We start from the raw sequence: 21793 nt of genomic DNA on the forward strand, positions 1-21793 counted from the left end.
CGTCAGCCCTTTGTCTTGGCGAGCACCGGTGCGATCTTCTGTCCGGGGTTCAGGAAAGCACCTGCCGACACGACCACGCGCTCCGTGCCATCGAGCCCCTCGGCAATCGCGACCGAGGTGTCGTTCACCGTGCCAAGGCGCACGTCACGCCGCCGCACGACATTGTCCTTGTCGGCGATATAAACGTAATTGCCCTTCTCGTCGCTCAAGATCGCAGACTGCGGCAGTTCCGGCACATTCGCGGCGCCACTGACGATCACTGCGGAGGCAAAACCACCCGGGCGAAGCGCCTGATCATACTTCAGCGCGATGCGCGCGATCCCCTGCCTGGTCTGCGGATCGATCACCGGCGACACCTGCCAGACCTGGCCGTCGAAGGAGCGCGCCTCGCCCACCGGGGTCACCTTGGCCTGCGCGCCGGTCCGAACCGTGACGAGGTCGCTTTCCGCCAGTTGCGCGCGCATTTCCATCTCGCCGCCCTTCGCCATGCGGAACAAGGTGCCCGAAGCGGAGCTGATGATCTGGCCCGGCTCCACCTGCCGCGTCAGCACGAGTCCCGCGGCAGGCGCACGGATGTCGAGCCGGCCGTTGCGCGCGCGCTGCTCGGACGCTGCCGCAGTCGCAACCTTCACGCGCGCCGCCGCTGCGTCGCGCGTCGCGATGCGCCGCTGCACATCGGCCTGGCTGATGAAGCCGCGGCCAACCAGTTGCTGGGCACGTTCCAGTTCAGACTGCGCCAGCGTCAGGTCCGCACGCGCGACATTCACCTGGGCCGCAAGGCTCGCCGCCGTCTGCGTCTGAACCGAGCGATCGACCAGCGCGAGGACCTGCCCCTCACGCACCCACTCGCCGGGTTCGACCAGCACGCGAGTCACCATGCCGCCTTCACCCGCGACGCCGACCGGCATCTCGCGCCGCGCCGCCAGAGTACCGGTAGCGTTCACCTGGCGCTCGACCGACGCGCGGCCCGGAACGACGACGGTGACGGTTGGTGCCTGGTCGGATGCGGCCTGCTTTGGCCCCTCTTCGCCGCCACGCAGGAAGAACCACGCCCCTGCGGCCAGAGCTACCACGACAATAATGATGATGAACATGCGCCGCCGGCGCCGTGCCCTGTCGTCTGCGGGCCCCTCGATCGCCAAGGTCTCGCCCTGCAGATTGCCGGCTTCGTAATTCATGCGCCTCGTCATCCCATCCGGCCCTCGACAGAGGCCGTCCGCTGTCTTGATTGTTCAGCTGTGTTATCGAAATAAGTCACCGGCCTCAAGAGCCAGTCGGAACCGCCGTGCAATTGGCAGATTCAGCGTTTCACCTCAAGCGAGCGTCCGTTCATCGTGCGTTGTCCGGCCGGCTTGCAGAAGGGCGCCACTGGTCGAACAGGAGGATTGTTTCCTATGCGTTACACGATTGCAACACTGGCCCTGGTCGCAGCCGCGCAAGCCGCGGTCCCGGCGGCGGCGCAGATTCCGGCCGCGACGCCGATCCTCCCCGACGCGACCGTGCTCGACGTGGTCGCCACCGGCGAGGTCACCCGTGTGCCGGATGTGGCAACCGTGCGAGCCGGTGTGGTCACTCAGGCACCCACCGCCGCCGCTGCGCTCAGCGAAAACGCGGCGCGGATGGAAAAGATCGTTGCCGCGCTTCGCGCCGCCGGCATCGCCTCGCGTGATATCGCGACCGCCAGCGTCGGCCTGTCGCCGCAATATCGCTATGCGGACAATCAACCGCCCGTGATCACGGGTTATCAGGCGAACAACACCGTCTCGATCAAGTTCCGCGACATCGCCAAGAGCGGCGCTGCGCTTGACGCGCTGGTGAAGGCCGGGGCGAACCAGATCGATGGGCCGCAATTGTCGATCGATCAACCCGAAGCGGCGCTGGATGAGGCGCGTACCAACGCGATTGCCCGCGCCCGCGCTCGCGCGGAACTATATGCCCGGGCCGCCGGGATGCGCGTCGATCGGATTGCCGCAATCGAGGAGAATGGGGAGAACGCAGGCGGCGGCCCGCGCCCGCCGGTGCTCTACGTCCAGTCCGCAAAGCGCGAGGCTGCAACCGATGTGATGCCGGGCGAAACGCCGGTGAGCGTGACAGTCGCTGTCCGGTTCCTGCTGAAGTAGCGGTCGACCTTAAGCACAAACGAAAGCGGCCGCCCGAGCGATCGGGCGGCCGTTCAAGTTCTAGTACTGGAGCGTTGCGCTGATTAACGCACGCTACCACGACGAACGAGGTTGACGATCCCGAGCAGGACGATCGCACCAAGCAGCGACACCAGGAACGACGTCAGGGTCAGCGGCGCGCTATTGATCGAACCACCCGAAACGATCAGGCCACCGATGAAGGCGCCGACGATACCCACGACGATATTCAGAAAGATGCCCTGCTGAGCATCCGTGCGCATGATGATGCTGGCCAGCCAGCCGATCACACCGCCGACGATCAACCAGAGAATGATACCCATAACTAACTCCCCTGCGTTAACGGCCCGAACGGCCGGGCGCTGGGGAAAATACTCTTGACAAGGCCCTCTTGTTCCGCCCGCGTATCAGAACTTCTGCTGGCGCTCGTACAACGACTTGTAATGCTGGATCCGCGTCACCCGCAGTCCCGGCATGCCGGAACGGTCGATCGCCCGCTGCCAGCTGGCGAATTCCTCGACGGTCAGATTGTACCGCTGGCACACTTCGTCGACGGTCAGCAGACCGCCATTAACGGCGGCCACCACTTCGGCCTTGCGCCGCACGACCCAGCGCGTGGTGTTCGCCGGCGGCAGGCTGTCGAGCGTCAGCGGCTCGCCTAGCGGGCCAATCACTCGTGCCGGGCGAATTTTCTGATTCTCGATCATTCCTTAACCTCGGTTCGGGGCGGGGGCCCCCTCTCCAGTCCCGCAGCCTTGATGCGACTGCACGGTTGAACGGCCACTAAAGGCCAACGGTAAACAGCCTCTTCATTCGTCACTCCACCGTGCCATCGCCTTGGCCATAGGGCCATTAAACGCACCATCGACAGGGGCAAAAAGCGCCGAATCGAGCCTAATTCGCGCCGATTTGGCGTAAATTGTCGCCGTCGGAGAAGCCGCCTGCCGCGCAGTCATTTCCACCATCAGCACCGCCAGGTCGGTTGGCAGCGTGACGATGGGGCTGTGGCGGTCGAAACGGGTGAAACTCAGATCCACGCGGTGCTTTGTTCCTGTGCAGTGTCCTTTGGCTGCATCGGTCTAGGTCAACGTGGTGAAGGCACCGTAAACCGCGGCGGAAGAATTTTTGCGGCATGGCGCGGCGTTAGGTCGGTTCGTCCGGCTTTCGCCTCCCGCCCCCCCGTCCTAGATAGGGGATCGTGAACGATATCGCAGATTTCCAGCTCGGCCCCGATCTTGCCGGCCGCCGCATCGTTGTCGCCATGTCCGGCGGCGTCGACAGCTCGGTCGTGGCCGCGCTTGCCGCGGCGAGCGGCGCCGAGACGATCGGCATCACGCTGCAATTGTATGATCATGGCGAGGCGACGGCGCGGCCTGGCGCCTGCTGTGCGGGCCGCGACATTCGAGACGCGCGCGCCGTGTGCGATCGACTGGGGATCGCCCATTACGTGTTCGATCACGAAACGAGCTTCCGCAGCCAGGTGGTGGATCGGTTCGCCGACGAGTATCTCGCCGGACGAACACCAATTCCCTGCGTCCAGTGCAACATGGGGCCGAAGTTCACCGATCTTTTCGCGCTCGCCCACGATCTCGGCGCCGACTGCCTTGCCACCGGCCATTATGTCCGCCGCCTGATGGGCGCTGAAGGGGCCGAGTTGCACCGCGCGATCGATCCTGCGCGCGACCAGAGCTATTTTCTCTTCGCCACCACCCGCGCTCAACTCGATTACCTGCGCTTCCCGCTGGGCGGCATGCCCAAGGATCGGGTCCGCGCGATTGCCGCCGAAATGGATCTAGGCGTTGCAGCAAAGCCCGACAGCCAAAACATCTGTTTCGTGCCGGACGGTGACTATGCCGGCCTCGTCAAGAAGCTCCGCCCTGAAGCCGCGCAGGATGGCGAGATCGTCGACCTCGCGGGTCGCCAACTCGGCCGCCATGCCGGCATCATTCATTACACCGTCGGCCAGCGTCGCGGGCTGGAGATCGGCGGCCAGGCAGAGCCGCTCTACGTCGTTCGCCTCGAGCCGGAGGAGAACCGTGTCGTAGTTGGTCCGCGTGCCGCGCTCGCCGTATCTGCGGCCCGGCTGACCGATCTCAACGTACTCGGCCCGCTTGATGGGCCGCTCAGTGCGAAGGTGCGCTCCATGGCAAAGCCCGTGCCCGCGCGCCTCGACGGGGACCGGCTGGTATTCGGATCGCCCGAATATGGCGTCTCCCCGGGGCAGGCCGCCGTGCTCTATGCCGGAAACCGCGTCCTCGGCGGCGGCTGGATCGCCGCGACCGAGCCGGCGCTTCTCGCCGCCTGACAGAAGAAGGCCCGACGCGAGTGGCGCCGGGCCCTAGGTTCGCCTGGGAGCTATCCGGGCGGAAAATCGCCGCAGCGCGATCGACCCGCGCCGCCAAGCATCACAGCGCGTTGGTCGCGATATCGTTGCCGAGATCGAGATCGTTACCGACGAGGCCGTTGTCGGTAACCGTCAGATTGTCGTCCGCGGGAATCTCGTCGTCGAGCACCGTTTCATTGCTGATCACGGTGTTGCCGCCCGCGTCATTGGCCGGCGAACCGCATGCAGCAAGGCCGGCAGACACCAACACAATCGCCAATCCGGAAACGAGCTTCTTCATCCGCATTTCCCCCTCATTATGAGATCGCATCGCGACGATCCGCCGCGTCCCGAATCAATCTACATGGATGAAGTAGGAATTCAAGCGTGATCGTTGCCGCCTGTACTCACGGCAGCAGAAACGCCCCCTCGATCGTGGTGACACACGCGCCCGTCAGCAGCACGCGATCACCGGCAAGCCGGCATCCCAGTCGCCCACCCCGCGCGCTCGCCTGATAAGCCGTGAAGCTGTCGCGGCCGAGCACCTCCGCCCAATACGGCACCATCACCGCATGTGCTGACCCGGTCACCGGATCCTCCGGAATGTCGAAATAGTCGGTGAACACCCGGCTGACGATATCCGCCGTATCGCCGCGCGCGGCGACGATCAGCACATAAGGGCCCAGCGCCTTCACCGCGCGTCCGTCCGGCGTCGCTGCCCGCACCGCCGCGTCGTCCTCGACCACGACCAGCGCATAGCCTTTGTCGTGCCAAAGCGTCTCTCGCGCCGTCACACCCAACGCCGCGACGATCGCGTCGAGCGGCTTGGGATGCGGCGTCCAAGCGGGCAGCGCCATTTCGTACCCTGCCCCACGCCGCGCGACTTCCAGCACCCCGGCCTGCCGCGTCGAAAAACGAACGACGTCCAGCGTGGGGTCGGACGACAGCACGAAATGCCCGCTGGCGAGCGTCGCATGGCCGCATAGCGCGACTTCGGCCGCCGGGGTGAACCAGCGCAACTCGAAATCCGCGTCTTCACCGCTCGCCGGCACGATGAAGGCCGTCTCGGACAGGTTGTTCTCGCTAGCGATGCTCTGAAGCGTGGCATCGTCCAGCCAAGACGACAGCGGCATCACCGCCGCCGGATTGCCGGTAAACGGCGCGTCGGCAAACGCATCGATCTGCGCAAATGGAATTCTCATACGTTCCCGCTCATTCTCCTGCGCCGCCGGGGGCGGGTCGCTAGACCCGCTTGCCGAACCAGTGCGGCGTCACATCCGCCTCCACTAGCGGATTATCGGTATCGACATGTCCCTCGGGATCGAGGTGGATCAGCACCTCGACGCGCGGGAACACGTCGCGCAGCCGGCGCTCGACGCTTTCGACGATGTCGTGCGCCGCTGCCACCGTCAGGTTGCGATCTACCTCCATGTGGAATTGGGCAAACTCATGCGTCCCCGCGCGCCGCGTGCGGAAATCATGGATGCCGCGGATGCCCGGCTGGCGCGCGGCAACCTCGATGAAGGCAGCGCGCTGCTCGTCCGGCCATTCCTTGTCCATCAGCATGTCGATCGCCTGGCTCGAAGCCTTGAACGCACCCCATGCCAGCCACAGCGCAATCGCGATGCCGAACACCGGATCCGCGCCTGACAGCCCCGCGAACTGGTCAAGCACAAGCGCGGCGATCACTGCGACGTTGAGCAGCACGTCCGACTGGTAATGGACATTGTCGGCCAGGATCGCGACGGATCCGGTCTTGCGGATGATGCTCCGCTGATAGGCGAGCAGCGCGAAGGTAGCGACGATTGCCACGACCGACACGCCGATGCCGAGCGCCGCATCCTCGTTCACCTGCGGGTTGGTAAAGCGCTCGATCGCCCGCGCCGCGATGCCGATGGCGGACGCGGTGATCAGCACCACCTGGAACAGCGCCGCCAGCGCCTCCGCCTTGCCGTGGCCGAAGCGATGATCGTGATCCGCCGGCTCTGCCGCCAGCTTCACACCGTACAGCGTCACCAGGCTCGCCAGAAGGTCGAGCCCGGTATCGGCAAGGCTGCCCAGCATCGCCACCGACCCGGTGTGCCAGGCTGCATAGCCCTTCATCACCAGCAGGAAAAAGGCGGTCGCGACGCTCGCCAGCGCCGCGCGCATCGCAAGCGGAATGACGCGCCGGCGTTCGTCACGTGTCATGGGTACAACAGGCCCTCGGTCCAGTCCGCCCCGGCATCGGCGCGCGTGAATAGTCGCCGCTCATGTAGGCGGTGCGCGCGATCCTGCCAGAACTCGATCCGGTCGGGCACGACGCGATAGCCGCCCCAGTGCGGCGGCCGGGGCACGTCATGCCCCTCGAAGCGGAACTGCATCGCCTCGAAACGCCCTTCGAAGATTGATCGCGCGGCAAGCGGACGGGATTGTTCGGAGGCCCAGGCGCCAAGCTGCGAGTCGCGACCGCGGGACGCGAAATAGGCGTCACTCTCGGCATCACTCACGAGGCTCACCACGCCCTCGATCCGCACCTGTCGGCGAAGCGATTTCCAGTGAAACAGCAATGCCGCCTGCATGTTCTCCGCCAGGTCCGCCGCCTTTCGGCTCTCGCGGTTGGTGTAGAAGACGAAGCCGTCCGGCCCGTGCCCCTTCAGCAGCACCATCCGCGCCGACGGCCGCCCACGCGAATCCGCCGTGGCGAGCGCCATCGCATTGGGGTCGTTCGGCTCGCTCTCGCGCGCTTCGGCAAACCAGGTCTCGAACAGCGTGAAGGGATCATCGGCCATGCCGCGCGCCTTAGCACCGGATGCTTCGCGGAACGACTCCCGCGTCCGTGAATTGAATCGGCCTCGCAACGACAGTTTTCAAGGACAGGGGCAGCAACCATGGCGGCGCGCGCCTATTGGCAGGGACAGATAAGGCTCGCCCTGGTATCGATCCCGGTCGAGATCTACTCCGCCACCAAGTCTGGCGCCGCGGTCTCCTTCCGCCAGATCCATGAGCCAAGCGGTCAGCCGATCCATTACGAAAAGGTCGCGGACGGCGTCGGCCCAGTGAACCCGGACGATATCGTGAAGGGCTACCAGATCGAAAAGGGCGAGTACGTTCTGCTCGATCAGGACGAGATCGATTCGGTGAAACTCGAATCGAAGAAGACGCTGGAGCTCACCCAGTTCGTCGACGCCACCGACATCGACGTCCTATATTACGAGAAACCGTATTTCGTCGTCCCGGCGGACGATCTGGCGGAAGAAGCCTTCATCGTCCTGCGGGAGGCGCTGCGCCGCACGAAGAAGGTCGGGCTCGGTCAACTCGCGATGCGCGGCCGCGAGTATGTCGTCAGCCTGAAGCCGTGCGGCCGCGGGATGATCCTCGAAACCCTGCGCTACGCCGACGAAGTGAACCGCGCGCAAAGCTACTTCCGCGACATTCCCGACGCGAAACCGGACGAGGATCTGCTCGAACTCGCCGAGGCGCTGATCGAGAAGAAGAGCGGAGCCTTCGATCCGAAGGAATTCCACGATCGCTACGTCGATGCGCTGAAGGACCTCATCGAGCGCAAGCGCAAGCAGAAGAGCAATCGCAAGATCATCGAGGACAAGGACAGCGGCGGCGGCCGCTCCGCCTCGAACGTCGTCGACCTCATGGCGGCGCTGAAGAAATCGATGGAAAAGAGCGGCGGCAGCGCGCCTGCCGCCAAATCCACCACAAAGAAGCCGACCGCGAAAAAGGCTCCGGCAAAGAAGCCGGCGACGCGCGCGGCCTCGTCGACCACCACGGCCAAGAAGGCGCCGGCGAGGAAGCGGGCGTGATCGCGCGCTGCCCGGGAGAGGTCGCATGAGCACCGATCCTCTTGCCCGCTACAATGCCAAGCGCGATTTCTCGAAGACGGCGGAGCCTGCCGGCACGCTTGCGCCCGGCAACGGCAACAGCTTCATGGTGCAGAAGCATGATGCGACACGCCTCCACTGGGATTTCCGGCTGGAGCTCGACGGCGTCCTCAAGAGCTGGGCAGTAACGCGCGGGCCCAGCCTCGATCCGAACGAGAAACGCCTCGCCGTCCGCACCGAGGATCACCCGCTCAGCTACGCAACCTTCGAAGGCACCATCCCGAAGGGCGAATATGGCGGCGGCACCGTGATGCTGTGGGATCGCGGCACCTGGTCCGTGATCAAGGGCAAATCGCCCAAGGATCTGGAAAAGGGCCATCTCCACTTCGTCCTCGATGGCGAGCGGATGAAGGGCGAATGGCTGCTCATCCGCCTGAAGCCGCGCGGCAAGGAGAAGAACGAGAACTGGCTGCTTCGCAAGATCGATGATGCCAATGCCGGCGGCACCGACACATTGGTCGAGACCGCACTCACCAGCATCGAGACCGGTCGCACGATGCAGGAGATCGCCGAGGGCAAGAAACCGCCTGCAAAGACCAAGCGAACAGCCAGGACGGAGCCGGCTAAGGGAAAGGCGTCCGCAAAGCGCGCAGGCAGGGCGTCACGAAAAGCCTCCGGCACGCCCCCCGCCTTTCACGAGCCCCAACTCTGCACCCTGGTCGATGCAGTCCCCGCCGGCAGCAACTGGCTGCACGAAGTGAAATACGACGGCTATCGTGCGCTGATCGCGATCGGCGGCGGCTCGGCCAGGGTCTATACCCGCAACGGCCTCGACTGGACGGACAAGTTCGCCGCCATTGCGGAGGCAGCCGCCACGCTCGATGTCGAGGATGCGCTGATCGACGGGGAGATCGTCGCCTTCAAGGATGGCCGACCCGATTTCTCGACGCTGAAGGACGCGATCTCCGCCGGCGGCGACATGACGTTCTTCGCCTTCGACCTTCTGGAGCTGAATGGCGGGGATCTGCGCGCGCTTCCGACGATCGATCGCAAGGAGCGGCTGCGCCCGCTCATCCCCGGCGCAGACCGGATCCAGTTCAGCGAGCACGTCATCGGCTCGGGCGAGAAACTGCTCGACACGATGTGCGAACAGGGGCTGGAGGGCGTCGTCTCCAAACAAGCCGATGCCCCCTATCGTTCGGGGCGCACCAAGGCCTGGCTCAAGATCAAATGCACCCGCCGGCAGGAGTTCATCATCATCGGCTGGACACCATCGGACAAGTCGCGCGGCTTCCGCTCGCTGCTGCTCGGCGTGCATGAGGATGGCAAGCTGCGTTACGCCGGCAAGGTGGGCACAGGCTTTTCCAACCAGTTGATGATCGATCTTGGCGAGAAGCTTGCGAAGCTCAAACGCAAGACGCCGACCGTCGAGGTGCCGCGAAACCTGCGCGCGGCGGTCCGCGGCGCGCACTGGGTCACGCCGAAGCTCGTCGCCGAGATCGCCTATACCGAGACGACGCCGGATAACGTGCTGCGCCACCCGAGCTTCCTTGGCCTGCGCGGTGACAAGGACGCGAAGGACGTGGTGATCGAAACGCCGCAGCCGCTTCCTGCCGCCGCCGCGGCACCGGAAGTCAGCGTGAAGGTGAGCAGCCGCGATCGCCTGATCTTCCCCGAATCAAGTGTGACGAAGGGCGACCTCGCCGACTATTACGCGAAGGTCGCGCCGATCATGCTGCCCTGGTCCGCACGCCGCCCCATCAGCCTCGTCCGCTGCCCGCAGGGGCGCGCCAAGAAATGCTTCTTCCAGAAACATGACGCTGGCTCGTTTGGGGAACACGTCCATCAAGTGCCGGTCACGGAAAAGGACGGCTCGACGGAGAATTACCTGTGGGTCGATGACGCTGACGGCCTAGTCGCCTGCATCCAGATGGGCACGATCGAGTTCCACGGCTGGGGCTCGACCATCGATCATCTCGAGCAGCCCGACCGGCTGGTGTTCGATCTCGATCCCGACGAGGGCTTGGATTTTGGCGACACCAAGAAGGCCGCGGAGCACCTCAAGAACCAGCTTGCCGAAGTCGGCCTCGTCAGCTTCCCCATGCTCTCGGGCGGCAAGGGCGTCCATGTCGTCGTGCCGCTAACGCCAAAGGCCGATTGGCCGGCAGTGAAGAGCTTTGCCGATCGCTTCGCGCGCGCCCTCGCGCAGGCGGAGCCCGACCGCTTCGTCGCCACCATGTCGAAGGCGAAGCGCAAGGGCCGGATCTTCATCGATTGGCTGCGCAACCAGCGCGGCGCCACCGCAATCATGCCCTATGCCGCCCGCGCCCGCGCCGGCGCGCCCGTCGCCGCCCCCGTCTCGTGGACAGAGCTTCGCGACATCGACACCGCCGCGCGCTGGCACGTCACGGACGGGGACGAACTGATCGCGCGCGCTGGCAGCCGCGCGCTGGCCGGTTGGGGTGTGGCCGATCAGACGCTCCCCGATCTCTGAATAGCGACGGCGAACGGGCACCAGCGACTTAGTTATTGCACCTGGGTTGCGCGCAGCTAGGGTCCGCCGCGCTGATTGGGGGGAGCCCGACGACGTGGCGACGCAGCCTGCCCTGTTCGATGCCGCGACGCACGCGCGCCGCTGGGTCGACGATTACTGCACGCACGCCGGGGCCGGCGGCGATGTGCTGTGCAGCGCCGACAAGGCACCTTGGCTCGCCATGCTCGAGGAGCTGGCCGGCGTCGTTGGCGACGACCTCGGCCATGCGCGTGAACGCGTCCAGCGGCACGCCGCGGACATGGGCACTGGCTTTCGCATCCCGGGTGAGGCCGAGGAACGTCCCTGGCCGGTTTCCCCCGTCCCGCTGCTGATCGACAGCGACGAATGGGCCCGGATCGAACGCGGCGTGGTGCAGCGCGCCTCGCTCTTCGAAACGATCCTCAGCGATCTTTATGGCGAGGCGAAGCTCGTCCAGCGCGGCCTCATTCCCGCAGCGCTTGTCACGGGTAGCCAGTTCTTCCTTCGACAGCTCGTCAGGCTGGCCCCGCCCGGTGGCCACCACCTCCATTTCGTCGCGGTCGATCTCGGCCGTGGCCCGACCGGCGAATGGCGCGTCCTTGCCGATCACCTGCGCACCCCCGCCGGGGCCGGCTATGCGCTGGAGAACCGGCTAGCGATCAGCCGCACTCTGGGTGGTCTCCAGGCGCGGCTCAACGTCGCCCGTCACGCGCCCTTCTTCGCCGCCTTTCGTGATGGCATTGCCGCGCTCTGCCGCCGCGCCGATCCGCGCATCGGCCTCCTCACGCCCGGGCGTTACAATCCCAGCTACCCCGAACAGGCGCATCTCGCGCGCTACCTCGGCTTCCTGCTCGTCGAGGGCGCCGATCTCGCCGCGCTTGAGGACAAGGTCTATATCCGCACCATCGGCGGGCTGAAGCGGATCGATGCTTTATGGCGCCGCCTCGATCCGCGCTTCCTTGATCCGTTGGCGTTCGACACCCATTCGCAGATCGGCGTCCCTGGCCTGATCGACGCCTATGCCGCCGGCAACGTCGTCCTATCCAACGCGCCGGGCGTCGGCGTGCTGGAAGCAACCGCGTGGAACGCCTTTCTGCCGCAACTCTCCACCCGGCTCACCGGCGCTGACTTGACGCTGCCCAACATTGCCACCTGGTGGTGCGGGCAGCCGTCGGAGCGCGAGCGGGTCGAGGAGGATCTCACCAACCTGCAGATCGCACCGGCCTTCGGCGGCGGCACGCTCGGCCTGCCCGCGGACGCCCCCGTCACCGGCAGCGATCTCTCCCCTGATCAGCGCGCCGCACTTCTCGCCGATATGGCGCGCCGTCCACAGGATTATGTCGGGCAGGAAGTGGTTCGTCTCTCCACGATGCCGGTGGTGGCCGGCGACACGCTCGTTGCCCGCCCCTTCACCCTGAGGGTCTTCGCCGCGCGCGGCGCGGATGGCAGCTGGACGGTGCTGCCCGGCGGCTTCGCGCGGATCGGCGAGCATCCCGATCCGCGCGCCGCGGTCATGGGCGAAGGCAGCTGGTCGGCCGATGTGGTCGTGCACGGGCGGGTACCAGTCGCGCCCATTTCGCTCCTTCCGGCACCGGATTCGCACCATGTGCGTCGCAATCCGGGCACATTGCCAAGCCGCGTTGCCGACAATTTTTACTGGCTTGGCCGCTATCTGGAGCGCGGCGAGGCTCTGCTCGCGATCATCCGCGTCATGCTCGGCAACTCGATCGACGCCGATGGCGGCGCGGCGCTCGGCCCGGATACCGTCAGCCGCCTCGCCAATCTGGTCGCGACATCCGGCGCAGCCCCTGCTCCGCCTTCGCTAACTCGCGCTGATCTACGCCAGATGGCGCGCACCGCCATGGAGGCCGGCGACGGTTGGCAGTCGGTCGCGGAGATCAACCGACAGGCGCGCCGCGTCGGCGAAGGCTCCCGCGACCGCCTGTCGGCAGACATGGTACGCCTGCTCGACGCGCCTTTCCCCACGCATCGCGGCATGCTCGATCGCGCCGGCTCGCTTCAGCGCCGCTACGCCGCGATCGCCGGCCTGTCGGCGGAACATATGAGCCGCACCGCCGCATGGCGCTTCCACGATCTCGGCCGCCGGGTCGAGCGCGCCGCGGCCATCGCGCGCGCCGTTCGCACCTTCGGCATGCCCGGCGCCTCGCTCGACGATCTTTCCACCCTGCTTGATCTTGCCGACAGCCAGATCAGCTATCGCCAGCGTTATCTCACTGGCCTCGCCCGTGTGCCGGTCATCGACCTCGTGGTGCTCGATCCCGGCAATCCGCGCGCGCTCGCGTTCCAGGTAGAGCGTATCTGTGAGCATCTCGCCGCGCTTCCCACGCTGAACGATGATGGCATGGCCGAGCCGCAGCAGACGCAAGCGACCGAGTTGAAGGCGATGGTGTCGATCGCCCAGGCCGCCACCCTCGATTGGGAAACCCTCAGCCGGATTGAACAGCATCTCGCCGGCCTTTCGGATGCCATTGCGCGTCGCTATTTCCTGCAGGGCGCCGAGCCGTTGCGCGCCGGAGGCCTGACGCTCGCGTGATTTACGACATCGTCCATGTGACGCGCTTCGATTACGGGGCGCAGGTCAAGTTCGCGCGGTGCAACCTCAGGCTCCAGCCGATCGACTGGCCGGGGCAGCGGGTGGAATCTTATGCTCTCCACGTCTCGCCCGCCGGCCGCACCACTCCTGCGCGCGCCGAGGCCGGCCTCGCGCATGTCACGCGGCTGGTGGTGGACGAACCCGTCCGCCGCCTGACGATCGAGAGCATCGCCCGCGTTGCGGTCGACCGCTTGGTTCCCGTGCCCGATGCCGGCGATCCGACGCTTGGCGATGTGGCCAGTCTCGCCCGCGCCAGCCGCGATCTCAGCGCCGCGGGGCCGGCAAGCTACCTCTTCCCCTCGCCGCTCATTCCACTCGATCGCGCGATCGCCGATTATTGCGCACCTGATCTCGACCCCGGCCGCAACGCGTTGGAGGCCGGCATAGCGCTTGCCCGGCGCATCCAGGCCGATTTTGAGTTCGATAACACCGCGACGCTGGTCGATACACCGCCGCACGAGGCGTTCGCCAAGCGGCGCGGCGTGTGCCAGGATTTTGCGCAGATCATGATCACCGGTCTGCGCGCCGCCGGCCTCCCTGCCGCCTATGCCTCCGGCTACATCCGCACCCTGCCGCCCGAGGGGCAGGAACGACTGGTCGGCGCCGACGCCACCCACGCCTGGTTGTTGTTGTGGTGCGGGCCGGAGCGCGGCTGGGTCGGCTTCGATCCCACCAATGGCATCTGGATGGCGAGCGACCACATCATCGTGGCGGTTGGCCGGGATTATGCCGAGATCGCGCCTGTCGACGGCATCGTGCTCGGCTCCAGCGCGCAGAAGATGGACGTCTCGGTCGACGTCGCCCCCGTCGCCTGAACAACAACAGGGCCGCCCCCACCGGCGGCAGGAACGGCCCTGAGATGCCTTCAGGCGATGACGATCAGGCGGCGGCCTGCTCGCTCAGCGCCGGATAGTCGATGTAACCTTCCGGCCCCTTCGTGTACCAGGTCTTCGGATTGTCCTGGTTCAGCGGCGCCCCGGTGCGCAGCCGCTCGACCAGATCCGGGTTGCCGATGAACGCCCGGCCAAACGCAATCGCATCCGCTACGCCCGAATCAAGGTCGGCCTGCGCCTTCTCCAGCGTGTAATCCTGGTTCAGCACCAGCGGGCGCGAGAAGACCTTGCGGATCTGGGGGCTGAGCTTGGGCACGCTCGACGCGCCGAACGTGCCGTCAGGCGATTGCTCGCGCAGCTCGAGGAAGGCGATGCCAAGCTCGTCCAGCACCTTTGCGGCCGGGATGAACACCGCTTGCGGGTTGCTGTCGTCGGCGCCTTGCGTCTCGCCATTGGGTGACAGGCGGATCGAGGTGCGCTCGGCGCCTGCCACCGCGATCACCGCCTGCACCGCTTCCTTCATGAAGCGGATACGATTCTCGGGCGAACCGCCGTAATCATCGTCGCGCAGGTTCGTGTTGTCGCGCAGGAACTGGTCGATCAGATAACCATTGGCGCCGTGCAACTGCACACCGTCGAAGCCGGCCGCAATCGCATTGCGCGCGGCATCGGCATATTGCTCGATCGCCTCCTTGATCTCGTCGATCGTCGCGGCGCGCGCCTCGCCATAGGGGTTTTTCTCCGGAATCGGATAGGGCGCCCGGGTTGCTGAGGCGGACAGCGGCTGCAGCTTGTTCACGTCCGGGCGCGCGAGCCGGCCCTGGTGCCACAGCTGGGCGATGATCTTGCCGCCCGCCTTGTGCACTGCCTCGGTGATCGGCTTCCACGCCTCGGTCTGCGCCTCGGTCCATATGCCCGGCGCATTGGGCCAGCCCAGTCCCTGCCGGCTGATCCCCGTCGCTTCCGAAATGATCAGCCCGGCGCTGGCCCGCTGCCGATAGTATTCGATCATCATCTCGGTCGGCACATGATCCGCATCGGCCCGGGTGCGGGTAAGCGGTGCCATGAGGATACGATTGGCGGCGCGAATCGCGCCCAGTTCGATTGGGTCAAAGAGGCTTGGCATTCATCTCCCTTTCCGTTGCGCTTTGCTACGCGACTTGCGCGATCTAGGCGGTTAGGTGGCACCATGCACGAGGCTCCTGCCCCAAGAAAAGCTACACCGCAGCCAAGCGGTGGTCCGGTCGCCTTCGCCGCGCTGCTCGGCGGCAACCTTGCGCTCGCCTTTGGGCCTTGGTTCGTCCGCCTCGCCGACGTGGGTCCAGTCGCCGCCGGTTTCTGGCGGATTGCGCTCGCGACGCCGCTGTTGCTCGCCATCGCCGCGATGACGACACGCCACGTCCTCGCCAGCGCCCGTGGCCTCGGCTGGGTCCTCGTCGGATCGGGTGTGCTCTTCGCCGGCGATCTCGCCAGCTGGCATGTCGGCATCCACCATACGAAGCTCGCCAACGCCACATTGTTCGGCAATGCGGCGACGTTCGTGTTCCCGCTCTACGGCTTTCTCGTCGCCCGCGCCTGGCCGACACGGGTGCAGGGCCTGGCGCTCGGGCTGGCCGCGGTAGGCGCCGCGCTACTGATGGGGCGTTCCTATCAACTCGCCCCCCAAAACCTGGTCGGCGACCTTCTCTGCTTGCTGGCGGGCATCCTGTATGCGGGATACTTCATCCTGATGTCGCGCGCGCGCACGACAATGGCACCGCTGCCCGCGCTTGGTCTGTCGTCCGCCGCCGCCACGCTCCCGCTGCTCCTGTCGGCAATACTCCTCGGCGAAAAGGTGATGCCGACCAACTGGACGCCGCTGATTGCACTCGCCTTGCTCAGCCAGGTGATCGGCCAGGGGTTGATGATCTATGCGCTCGGCCGCTTCAGCCCGCTGGTGATCGGACTTGCCCTGCTCACCCAGCCGGTGGTCGCCGCTGCGGTCGGCTGGATCGTTTATGGCGAAGCGCTTGGCCTTGCCGACGTGATCGGCGCAGTGTTGGTCGCCATCGCACTCGTCCTCGTCCGCATCGCGCCGGAGCGCGCCCCCGCTCGCCCCGGAAACGCGGGAGTGGCACAAGAGACGTCGCCAAGGGTATAAGGCAGCATGACCGACACCGCAGACATGACCCTCGACGAGATCCGCCTCGCGCTTGCCCCGTCGATCGCCGAGAATGCGGCGTTCGACGGCTGGGGCGATGCCGCGCGCGACATGGCGGCGGAGTTGGCCGGCATCGATCGCGATGTCGCGGCACTCGCGTTCGAGGGTGGCGCGGTCGCGATGATCGACGCCTGGTTCGCATCGATCGACGCGGCCATGCTCCTCGCCGTCCCGCCAGAGCATCTTGCCGTGATGAAGATCCGCCAGCGCATCACGTCGCTGGTGGAGGCACGGCTCGACGCACTGGCTCCTCACCGTGAGGCACTTCGCCGTGCGCTGGCCATCCTCGCCATGCCGCAGAACGTGGCCACTGCCGCCAAGCTCGGCTGGCGCAGCGCCGATGCGATGTGGCGCGCCGCCGGCGACACGGCGACCGACTATAATCACTATACCAAGCGGACGATGCTGCTCGGCGTCTATGCCGCAACGATCACCGTCTTCCTCGACGATGAAAGCGACGGCTACGTCGATACCAAGGCCTTCCTCTCGCGCCGCATCGACAACATCATGCAGATCGAGAAAGCCAAGGCCGGCTTCATCCGCCGGACGCGGCATCGACCCAGCCTCAGCCGTTTCGTCGGGCGCCTGCGCTATCCCGTCGCCTGACGGGAATTGATAATCGTTCGCAGAATCGGTAAGGGCAGGAGCGTGCTTGCTCCTGCTTCCTTGCCGCTAGAAACGCTCCCGGTTCACCGCCGCGCCACGATCACTGACATTGCCTGGGATCGCCTCGCGCCCCCCGAGGCGCGCCGCTTGCGTGAATTCGGCTTTGACGTCGGTGTGCACGTCGAAATCCTTCACCGGGCGACGCTTTTCCGCGGGCCGCTGGCCTGCCGCATCGGCCGGATGACGGTGGCGCTTCGCCGCGGCGTCGCGTCGGCGATCACGGTGCTGACCGACTGACATGAGCAATCTTCCGCTGGTCGCGCTCGTCGGCAACCCCAATGCCGGCAAATCCGCCCTGTTCAACGCTTTGACCGGCGCACGGCAGAAGGTCGGGAATTATCCGGGCGTCACCGTCGAACGCCACTCCGGCCGCCTAGCGCTTGACGACGGCCGCCCGGTTGAGCTCGTCGATCTGCCCGGCACCTACAGTCTCGATCCTTCCTCGCCCGACGAGCAGGTCACCCGCGATGTGCTGTTCGGCAAACAGGCGGGGGAGCGGCGGCCCGACGCGCTGATCGTCGTTGTCGACGCCGCGAACCTCGATCTTCACCTCCGCTTCGCGCTTCAACTGATCGCGCTCGGCCTCCCCGTGGTCGTCGCGCTCAATATGGTCGATCTGGCCGAGCGTGACGGGCTCATCCTGTCGCCCGAGGCGCTGTCGCGCGAACTGGGCGTGCCGGTCGTCGCCACCGTCGCGGTCCGCAAACGTGGCCTCGACGTGCTGCGCGCTGCACTGACCACCGCGGTCGACGGCGGCGGCAACCGCCCCGCGCCAGTGTCGGCAGACCTCGCCGACCAGCCGCTCACCGCGCTGCAGCGTCGCGCGCGTGACATTGCCGCTGCCGCTATCGTCTCCGAAACGCCGATGCGCCGCTGGAATCATGCGCTCGATAGCGTCGCCCTCCACGCGGTCATCGGGCCGCTGCTGCTCGTCGCCTTGATGTTCGTCATGTTCCAGGCGGTATTCAGCTGGTCGGAAGCACCGATCGGCTGGATCGAGGACGGCTTTGCCGCGATTGACGAGGTCGTCCGCGGCGCGATGCCGGATGGTCTTTTGCGATCGATGATCACCGACGGCATCATCGCCGGCGTCGGCGCGGTGGTCGTCTTCCTGCCGCAGATCCTGATCCTCTTCGCCTTCATCCTGGTGCTGGAGGCATCGGGCTATATGGTCCGCGCCGCCTTCCTGATGGATCGGCTGATGGCCGGCGTCGGTCTCTCGGGCCGGGCCTTCATTCCCCTGCTTTCGAGCTTCGCCTGCGCCGTTCCCGGCATCATGGCGACGCGCACGATCAGCGACGAAAAGGATCGGCTGACGACGATCCTGATCGCCCCTTTGATGACCTGCTCGGCGCGCCTGCCGGTCTATACGATCATCATCGGCGCCTTCATTCCGGCGCGGACCGTGCTGCCCGGGGTCGGGCTGCAAGGCCTCATCCTCCTCGGCCTCTATCTTGCCGGCATCGCGGGCGCGTTCGTCGCCGCGCTTCTCCTGCGTCGAACGGTCACCAAGGGCGATTCCTCGGGCTTCATGATGGAGATGCCGAAATACCAGATGCCGCGTCTCAGCGACATTCTGCTCGGCCTTTGGACCCGCGCCATCATCTTCCTGAAGCGTGCCGGCACCATCATCGCACTGACCACGATCATCCTCTGGGCGCTGCTCAGCTTCCCGCGCGCAACCGAGGGCCAGAGCCAGGTGGAGCATTCGATTGCCGGCCGGATCGCCAGCGGCATCGAGGTCGTCGTGAAGCCGATCGGCTTCAATCACGATATCGCGCTTGCGCTGATCCCCGCCATGGCCGCCCGCGAAGTCGCCGTCGCGGCGATCGGCACCGCCTACGCCGTCGACAACCCAGACGAGGCTTCGGGCGAGCAAACGATCATCGAGAAGCTGCGCGAACGCTGGTCGCTGCCCACGGCACTCGCCTTCCTCATGTGGTTCGTCTTCGCCCCGCAATGTGTCTCCACCATCGCCATCACCCGGCGGGAGACAAATGGCTGGAAGTGGCCGCTGTTCATGGTTGGCTATCTGTTCGCCGCCGCTTACATCATGGCCGGAATCACTTACTGGCTCGCCGTTGCGCTGGGCCTCTGAACAAAGGCATCACTGAATGGCGGGCAGCGTCAACAAGGTCATCCTCGTCGGCAATCTCGGCCGCGATCCCGAATCGCGCTCGTTCCAGAACGGCGGCAAGGTCGTGAACCTGCGCATCGCCACCAGCGAGAGCTGGAAGGATCGCAATACGGGCGAGCGCAAGGAAAAGACCGAGTGGCACTCGGTCGCAATCTTCAACGAAGGCCTCGCCAACGTCGCCGAGCGCTTCCTGCGCAAGGGGTCGAAGGTCTATATCGAAGGCCAACTGCAGACCCGCAAATGGCAGGATCAGAACGGTCAGGACCGGTATTCCACCGAAGTGGTGCTTCAAGGCTTCAACAGCGTCCTCACCATGCTCGACGGCCCCGGCGGGAACTCGGGGGGCGGCGGCGGCAGCCGTGATGACTTCGGCGGCGGCGATGATTTCAGCGGCGGCGGCGGTGGCTTTGGCGGTGGCAACCGTGGCGGCAGCGGCAGTCGCAGCGGCGGCGGTGCTGCCGGTGGTTTCGGCCAGTCGCGCGGCGGCTTCGCGGACGACCTTGACGACGACGTGCCGTTCTAAGCTCCACGGAATTGACGCCAGGCGTGCCGGAACCTTCCCGCCGGCGCGTCCTTTTTGACGACGCGTCCTTCAGGCGTTAGCGCCGGACACCGACCATCGTTGCCAGGAGCCGTTACGCACGCCCATCCATCACTGCTCGACGAGGTCGATCGCGCCCGTGTGATGGCGCTCTACGATCTTGCCGGCGCACGCGAAGAAGGCGTGCTGGACGATCTGGCATCGTTCGCCTCGGAATTGTGCGCCGCCCCCGTCGCGGTGGTCAGTCTGGTCGAGGAGGAGTTCCAGACCTTCCTCTCGCGCACCGGCACCGAGCTTTCCGGCACGCCGCGGTCCCAGTCCTTCTGCGCCTATGCCATGCACGGCCACCATGTGATGGAAGTGCCGGACGCGACGCGCGACGTGCGCTTTGCGGATAACCCGCTGGTCACCGGGGAGCCGTTCATCCGCTTCTATGCCGGCGCGCCGCTGGTGTCGCGAGAAGGCGTACCGCTGGGTGCGATTTGCGTCATCGACGTGACGCCGCGCGATGGCCTCACCGCCTTCCAGACCCGCGGGCTCGAAATCCTCGCCACCAGCGTCATGTCGCGCCTTGATGCGCGGCGCGTCGCACGCGAACAGCGCAAGGAACGCGAAGCCGTCGCCGAAACGCGCGCCGCGCTGCAGGATAGCGAGATCCGCTTCCGCACCCTCGCGGATACCATGCCGCAGATGGTGTGGTCGACGCAGCCGGACGGCTATCACGATTACTACAACGCGCGCTGGTACGAGTTCACCGGCGCGCCCTCCGGCACCACTGACGGCGAAGGCTGGAACAACATGTTCCATCCCGACGATCAGGAACGCGCATGGCAGGTGTGGCGCCACAGCCTGGAAACCGGCGCGCCCTACCAGATCGAATACCGGCTGCGGCATTTCGACGGCACCTATCGCTGGGTGCTCGGCCGCGCGCAGCCGATCCGTGACCAGCACGGGCGGATTACCCGTTGGTTCGGCACCTGCACCGACATCCACGAGCAGAAACTCGCGCTCGAGGAGCGGGAGGTCATCAGCCAGGAGCTGTCGCACCGCATCAAGAACATCTTCGCGGTGATGAGCGGCCTCATCCATCTCGCCGCCCGCACCCGGCCGGAGATCGCGCCGCTGGCGGCGGATCTGCGCGAGCGGATCGCGGCGCTTGGGCGGGCGCATGATTTCGTCCGTCCGCACAGCTCCAATTCGCGCCCGTCAGCGCAGCAGGACAGCCTGCGCGGTCTGTTGGGCGAATTGCTGGCGCCTTATCAGAACACGCCCGGGGAGCGCGTGACGATCGATGGCGTGGACGTCGCGATCGACGATCGCGCCGCCACGCCGCTCGCTCTCCTGTTCCACGAACTGGCCACCAACGCGAGCAAGTACGGCGCGCTCTCCACGCCGGAAGGTCACGTGACGATCCAGATCGGAACCGATGGGGAAAACGCAACGATTGTGTGGCGTGAGCGTGGTGGTCCGCCGCTCACCGGCGCTGCGGAGCCGTCAGGCTTCGGCAGCCACTTGATCGAGCTTAGCGCGGTTCGTCAGCTTGGCGGCTCGGTGACGCGCAATTGGCAGCAAGAGGGCCTGGAGATGACGATCCAGGCGCCGCGCGGTTCGTTCAGCCGAGCGCGTCGAGCCGGATGACGTCGTCATTGGCGGCGAGTTGCTCCCCGCTGGCCAGCGCCGCCGCCGCCAGGATCGCCTTGTCGCTGAACGGCTTGCGAATATAGCCCAGCGCATCGACCCCGGCGCCGATCTGTGACGGATTGGCCGTGACGAACACGACCTTCACGCCGTAATCGCGCGCGATCCGCTCCGCGATCTGCGGGCCGGTCGCACCGTCCCGAAGGTTGATGTCGACAAAGGCGAAGGCGCATCCAGGCGCAGCGGCCAGTGCCTGCTCGCTATCGGCGGCAATGGCCGCGACCTGATATCCTGCGTCGGTAAGAATTCGCTCCAAGTCGAGCGCAACGAAGATCTCGTCTTCAATGATGAGTGCAGTTTTGCTCATAATAGTCGT

General features: G+C 66.0%; 22 protein-coding genes. 12 read left to right on the forward strand and 10 right to left on the reverse strand.

The genetic code is table 11. The features are described from left to right. Positions 1 to 2: 2 nt before the first annotated feature. Positions 3 to 1178: an efflux RND transporter periplasmic adaptor subunit gene (locus ACH0AE_RS02465; protein ID WP_294442954.1), complete on the reverse strand. Its 1176-nt coding sequence runs from the start codon at positions 1176 to 1178 to the stop codon at positions 3 to 5. 216 nt (positions 1179 to 1394) lie between these two features. Here ACH0AE_RS02465 and ACH0AE_RS02470 point away from each other — a divergent pair, with 216 nt between their 5' ends. Further along, positions 1395 to 2120, forward strand: coding sequence for an SIMPL domain-containing protein (locus ACH0AE_RS02470; RefSeq protein WP_294442953.1), 726 nt, complete (start codon positions 1395 to 1397; stop codon positions 2118 to 2120). An 83-nt stretch (positions 2121 to 2203) separates the two neighbouring features. Here the strand turns inward: ACH0AE_RS02470 and ACH0AE_RS02475 are convergent, their stop codons facing one another. From ACH0AE_RS02475 to ACH0AE_RS02485, 3 genes are all read right to left on the reverse strand, one after another. Beyond that, positions 2204 to 2461 carry a GlsB/YeaQ/YmgE family stress response membrane protein gene (locus ACH0AE_RS02475; protein ID WP_294442952.1) on the reverse strand — a complete coding sequence of 86 codons (258 nt, stop codon included), beginning with the start codon at positions 2459 to 2461 and terminating at the stop codon, positions 2204 to 2206. Positions 2462 to 2545: 84 nt separating this feature from the next. Beyond that, the gene (locus tag ACH0AE_RS02480) at positions 2546 to 2845 is read right to left on the reverse strand and encodes a DUF1153 domain-containing protein (RefSeq protein WP_294442951.1); all 300 of its coding nucleotides are present in this window, start codon (positions 2843 to 2845) and stop codon (positions 2546 to 2548) included. 102 nt (positions 2846 to 2947) lie between these two features. Further along, a complete protein-coding gene (locus ACH0AE_RS02485) occupies positions 2948 to 3175 on the reverse strand; it encodes a hypothetical protein (protein ID WP_294442950.1) in 228 nt (75 codons plus the stop codon). A 161-nt stretch (positions 3176 to 3336) separates the two neighbouring features. On the opposite strand from ACH0AE_RS02485, the gene mnmA reads away from it, so the two are divergent. Then, entirely contained in the window at positions 3337 to 4443 is a 1107-nt protein-coding gene (gene mnmA, locus ACH0AE_RS02490; RefSeq protein ID WP_294442949.1) for a tRNA 2-thiouridine(34) synthase MnmA, read from the forward strand. A gap of 100 nt (positions 4444 to 4543) precedes the next feature. Here mnmA and ACH0AE_RS02495 read toward each other — a convergent pair whose 3' ends face one another. From ACH0AE_RS02495 to pdxH, 4 genes are all read right to left on the reverse strand, one after another. Beyond that, positions 4544 to 4762, reverse strand: coding sequence for a hypothetical protein (locus tag ACH0AE_RS02495; protein ID WP_294442947.1), 219 nt, complete (start codon positions 4760 to 4762; stop codon positions 4544 to 4546). A gap of 106 nt (positions 4763 to 4868) precedes the next feature. Then, positions 4869 to 5663: a PhzF family phenazine biosynthesis protein gene (locus ACH0AE_RS02500; RefSeq protein ID WP_294442946.1), complete on the reverse strand. Its 795-nt coding sequence runs from the start codon at positions 5661 to 5663 to the stop codon at positions 4869 to 4871. 40 nt (positions 5664 to 5703) lie between these two features. Continuing rightward, a complete protein-coding gene (locus ACH0AE_RS02505; RefSeq protein WP_294442944.1) occupies positions 5704 to 6651 on the reverse strand; it encodes a cation diffusion facilitator family transporter in 948 nt (315 codons plus the stop codon). Then, entirely contained in the window at positions 6648 to 7232 is a 585-nt protein-coding gene (pdxH, locus tag ACH0AE_RS02510; protein ID WP_294442943.1) for a pyridoxamine 5'-phosphate oxidase, read from the reverse strand. Before pdxH ends, ACH0AE_RS02505 begins: the two co-directional genes overlap by 4 nt. 99 nt (positions 7233 to 7331) lie before the next feature. Here pdxH and ACH0AE_RS02515 point away from each other — a divergent pair, with 99 nt between their 5' ends. The 4 genes from ACH0AE_RS02515 (at position 7332) to ACH0AE_RS02530 (ending at position 14217) form a co-directional block, all read left to right on the forward strand. Next, positions 7332 to 8258: a Ku protein gene (locus ACH0AE_RS02515; RefSeq protein WP_294442942.1), complete on the forward strand. Its 927-nt coding sequence runs from the start codon at positions 7332 to 7334 to the stop codon at positions 8256 to 8258. A gap of 25 nt (positions 8259 to 8283) precedes the next feature. Then, a complete protein-coding gene (gene ligD / locus ACH0AE_RS02520) occupies positions 8284 to 10770 on the forward strand; it encodes a DNA ligase D (protein ID WP_294442941.1) in 2487 nt (828 codons plus the stop codon). A 94-nt stretch (positions 10771 to 10864) separates the two neighbouring features. Continuing rightward, complete coding sequence (locus ACH0AE_RS02525) at positions 10865 to 13342, forward strand: circularly permuted type 2 ATP-grasp protein (RefSeq protein WP_406875415.1); 2478 nt, start codon at positions 10865 to 10867, stop codon at positions 13340 to 13342. After that, positions 13339 to 14217 carry a transglutaminase family protein gene (locus ACH0AE_RS02530; RefSeq protein WP_294442939.1) on the forward strand — a complete coding sequence of 293 codons (879 nt, stop codon included), beginning with the start codon at positions 13339 to 13341 and terminating at the stop codon, positions 14215 to 14217. Before ACH0AE_RS02525 ends, ACH0AE_RS02530 begins: the two co-directional genes overlap by 4 nt. Positions 14218 to 14281: 64 nt before the next feature. On the opposite strand, the gene ACH0AE_RS02535 is transcribed toward ACH0AE_RS02530, so the two are convergent. Continuing rightward, entirely contained in the window at positions 14282 to 15361 is a 1080-nt protein-coding gene (locus ACH0AE_RS02535; RefSeq protein ID WP_294442938.1) for an alkene reductase, read from the reverse strand. Between the two features lie 63 nt (positions 15362 to 15424). On the opposite strand from ACH0AE_RS02535, the gene ACH0AE_RS02540 reads away from it, so the two are divergent. From ACH0AE_RS02540 to ACH0AE_RS02565, 6 genes are all read left to right on the forward strand, one after another. Further along, a complete protein-coding gene (locus ACH0AE_RS02540) occupies positions 15425 to 16375 on the forward strand; it encodes a DMT family transporter (RefSeq protein WP_406875416.1) in 951 nt (316 codons plus the stop codon). A 24-nt stretch (positions 16376 to 16399) separates the two neighbouring features. Beyond that, positions 16400 to 17041 carry a COQ9 family protein gene (locus ACH0AE_RS02545; RefSeq protein ID WP_406875437.1) on the forward strand — a complete coding sequence of 214 codons (642 nt, stop codon included), beginning with the start codon at positions 16400 to 16402 and terminating at the stop codon, positions 17039 to 17041. A gap of 42 nt (positions 17042 to 17083) precedes the next feature. Next, positions 17084 to 17338: a FeoA family protein gene (locus ACH0AE_RS02550; RefSeq protein ID WP_294442935.1), complete on the forward strand. Its 255-nt coding sequence runs from the start codon at positions 17084 to 17086 to the stop codon at positions 17336 to 17338. 1 nt (position 17339) lies between these two features. Continuing rightward, positions 17340 to 19199, forward strand: a complete 1860-nt coding sequence (locus tag ACH0AE_RS02555; protein WP_406875417.1) for a ferrous iron transporter B — start codon at positions 17340 to 17342, stop codon at positions 19197 to 19199. 16 nt (positions 19200 to 19215) lie between these two features. Further along, entirely contained in the window at positions 19216 to 19761 is a 546-nt protein-coding gene (gene ssb, locus ACH0AE_RS02560; RefSeq protein ID WP_294442933.1) for a single-stranded DNA-binding protein, read from the forward strand. A gap of 162 nt (positions 19762 to 19923) precedes the next feature. Beyond that, positions 19924 to 21417, forward strand: a complete 1494-nt coding sequence (locus tag ACH0AE_RS02565) for a sensor histidine kinase (RefSeq protein ID WP_294442988.1) — start codon at positions 19924 to 19926, stop codon at positions 21415 to 21417. Here ACH0AE_RS02565 and ACH0AE_RS02570 read toward each other — a convergent pair. Then, positions 21392 to 21784, reverse strand: coding sequence for a response regulator (locus ACH0AE_RS02570; protein WP_294442932.1), 393 nt, complete (start codon positions 21782 to 21784; stop codon positions 21392 to 21394). The genes ACH0AE_RS02565 and ACH0AE_RS02570 overlap by 26 nt on opposite strands. Between the last annotated feature and the right edge of the window lie 9 nt (positions 21785 to 21793).

It is taken from the genome of Sphingomonas sp. 179-A 2A2 NHS (genome assembly GCF_045371305.1).
Classification (GTDB): domain Bacteria; phylum Pseudomonadota; class Alphaproteobacteria; order Sphingomonadales; family Sphingomonadaceae; genus Sphingomonas.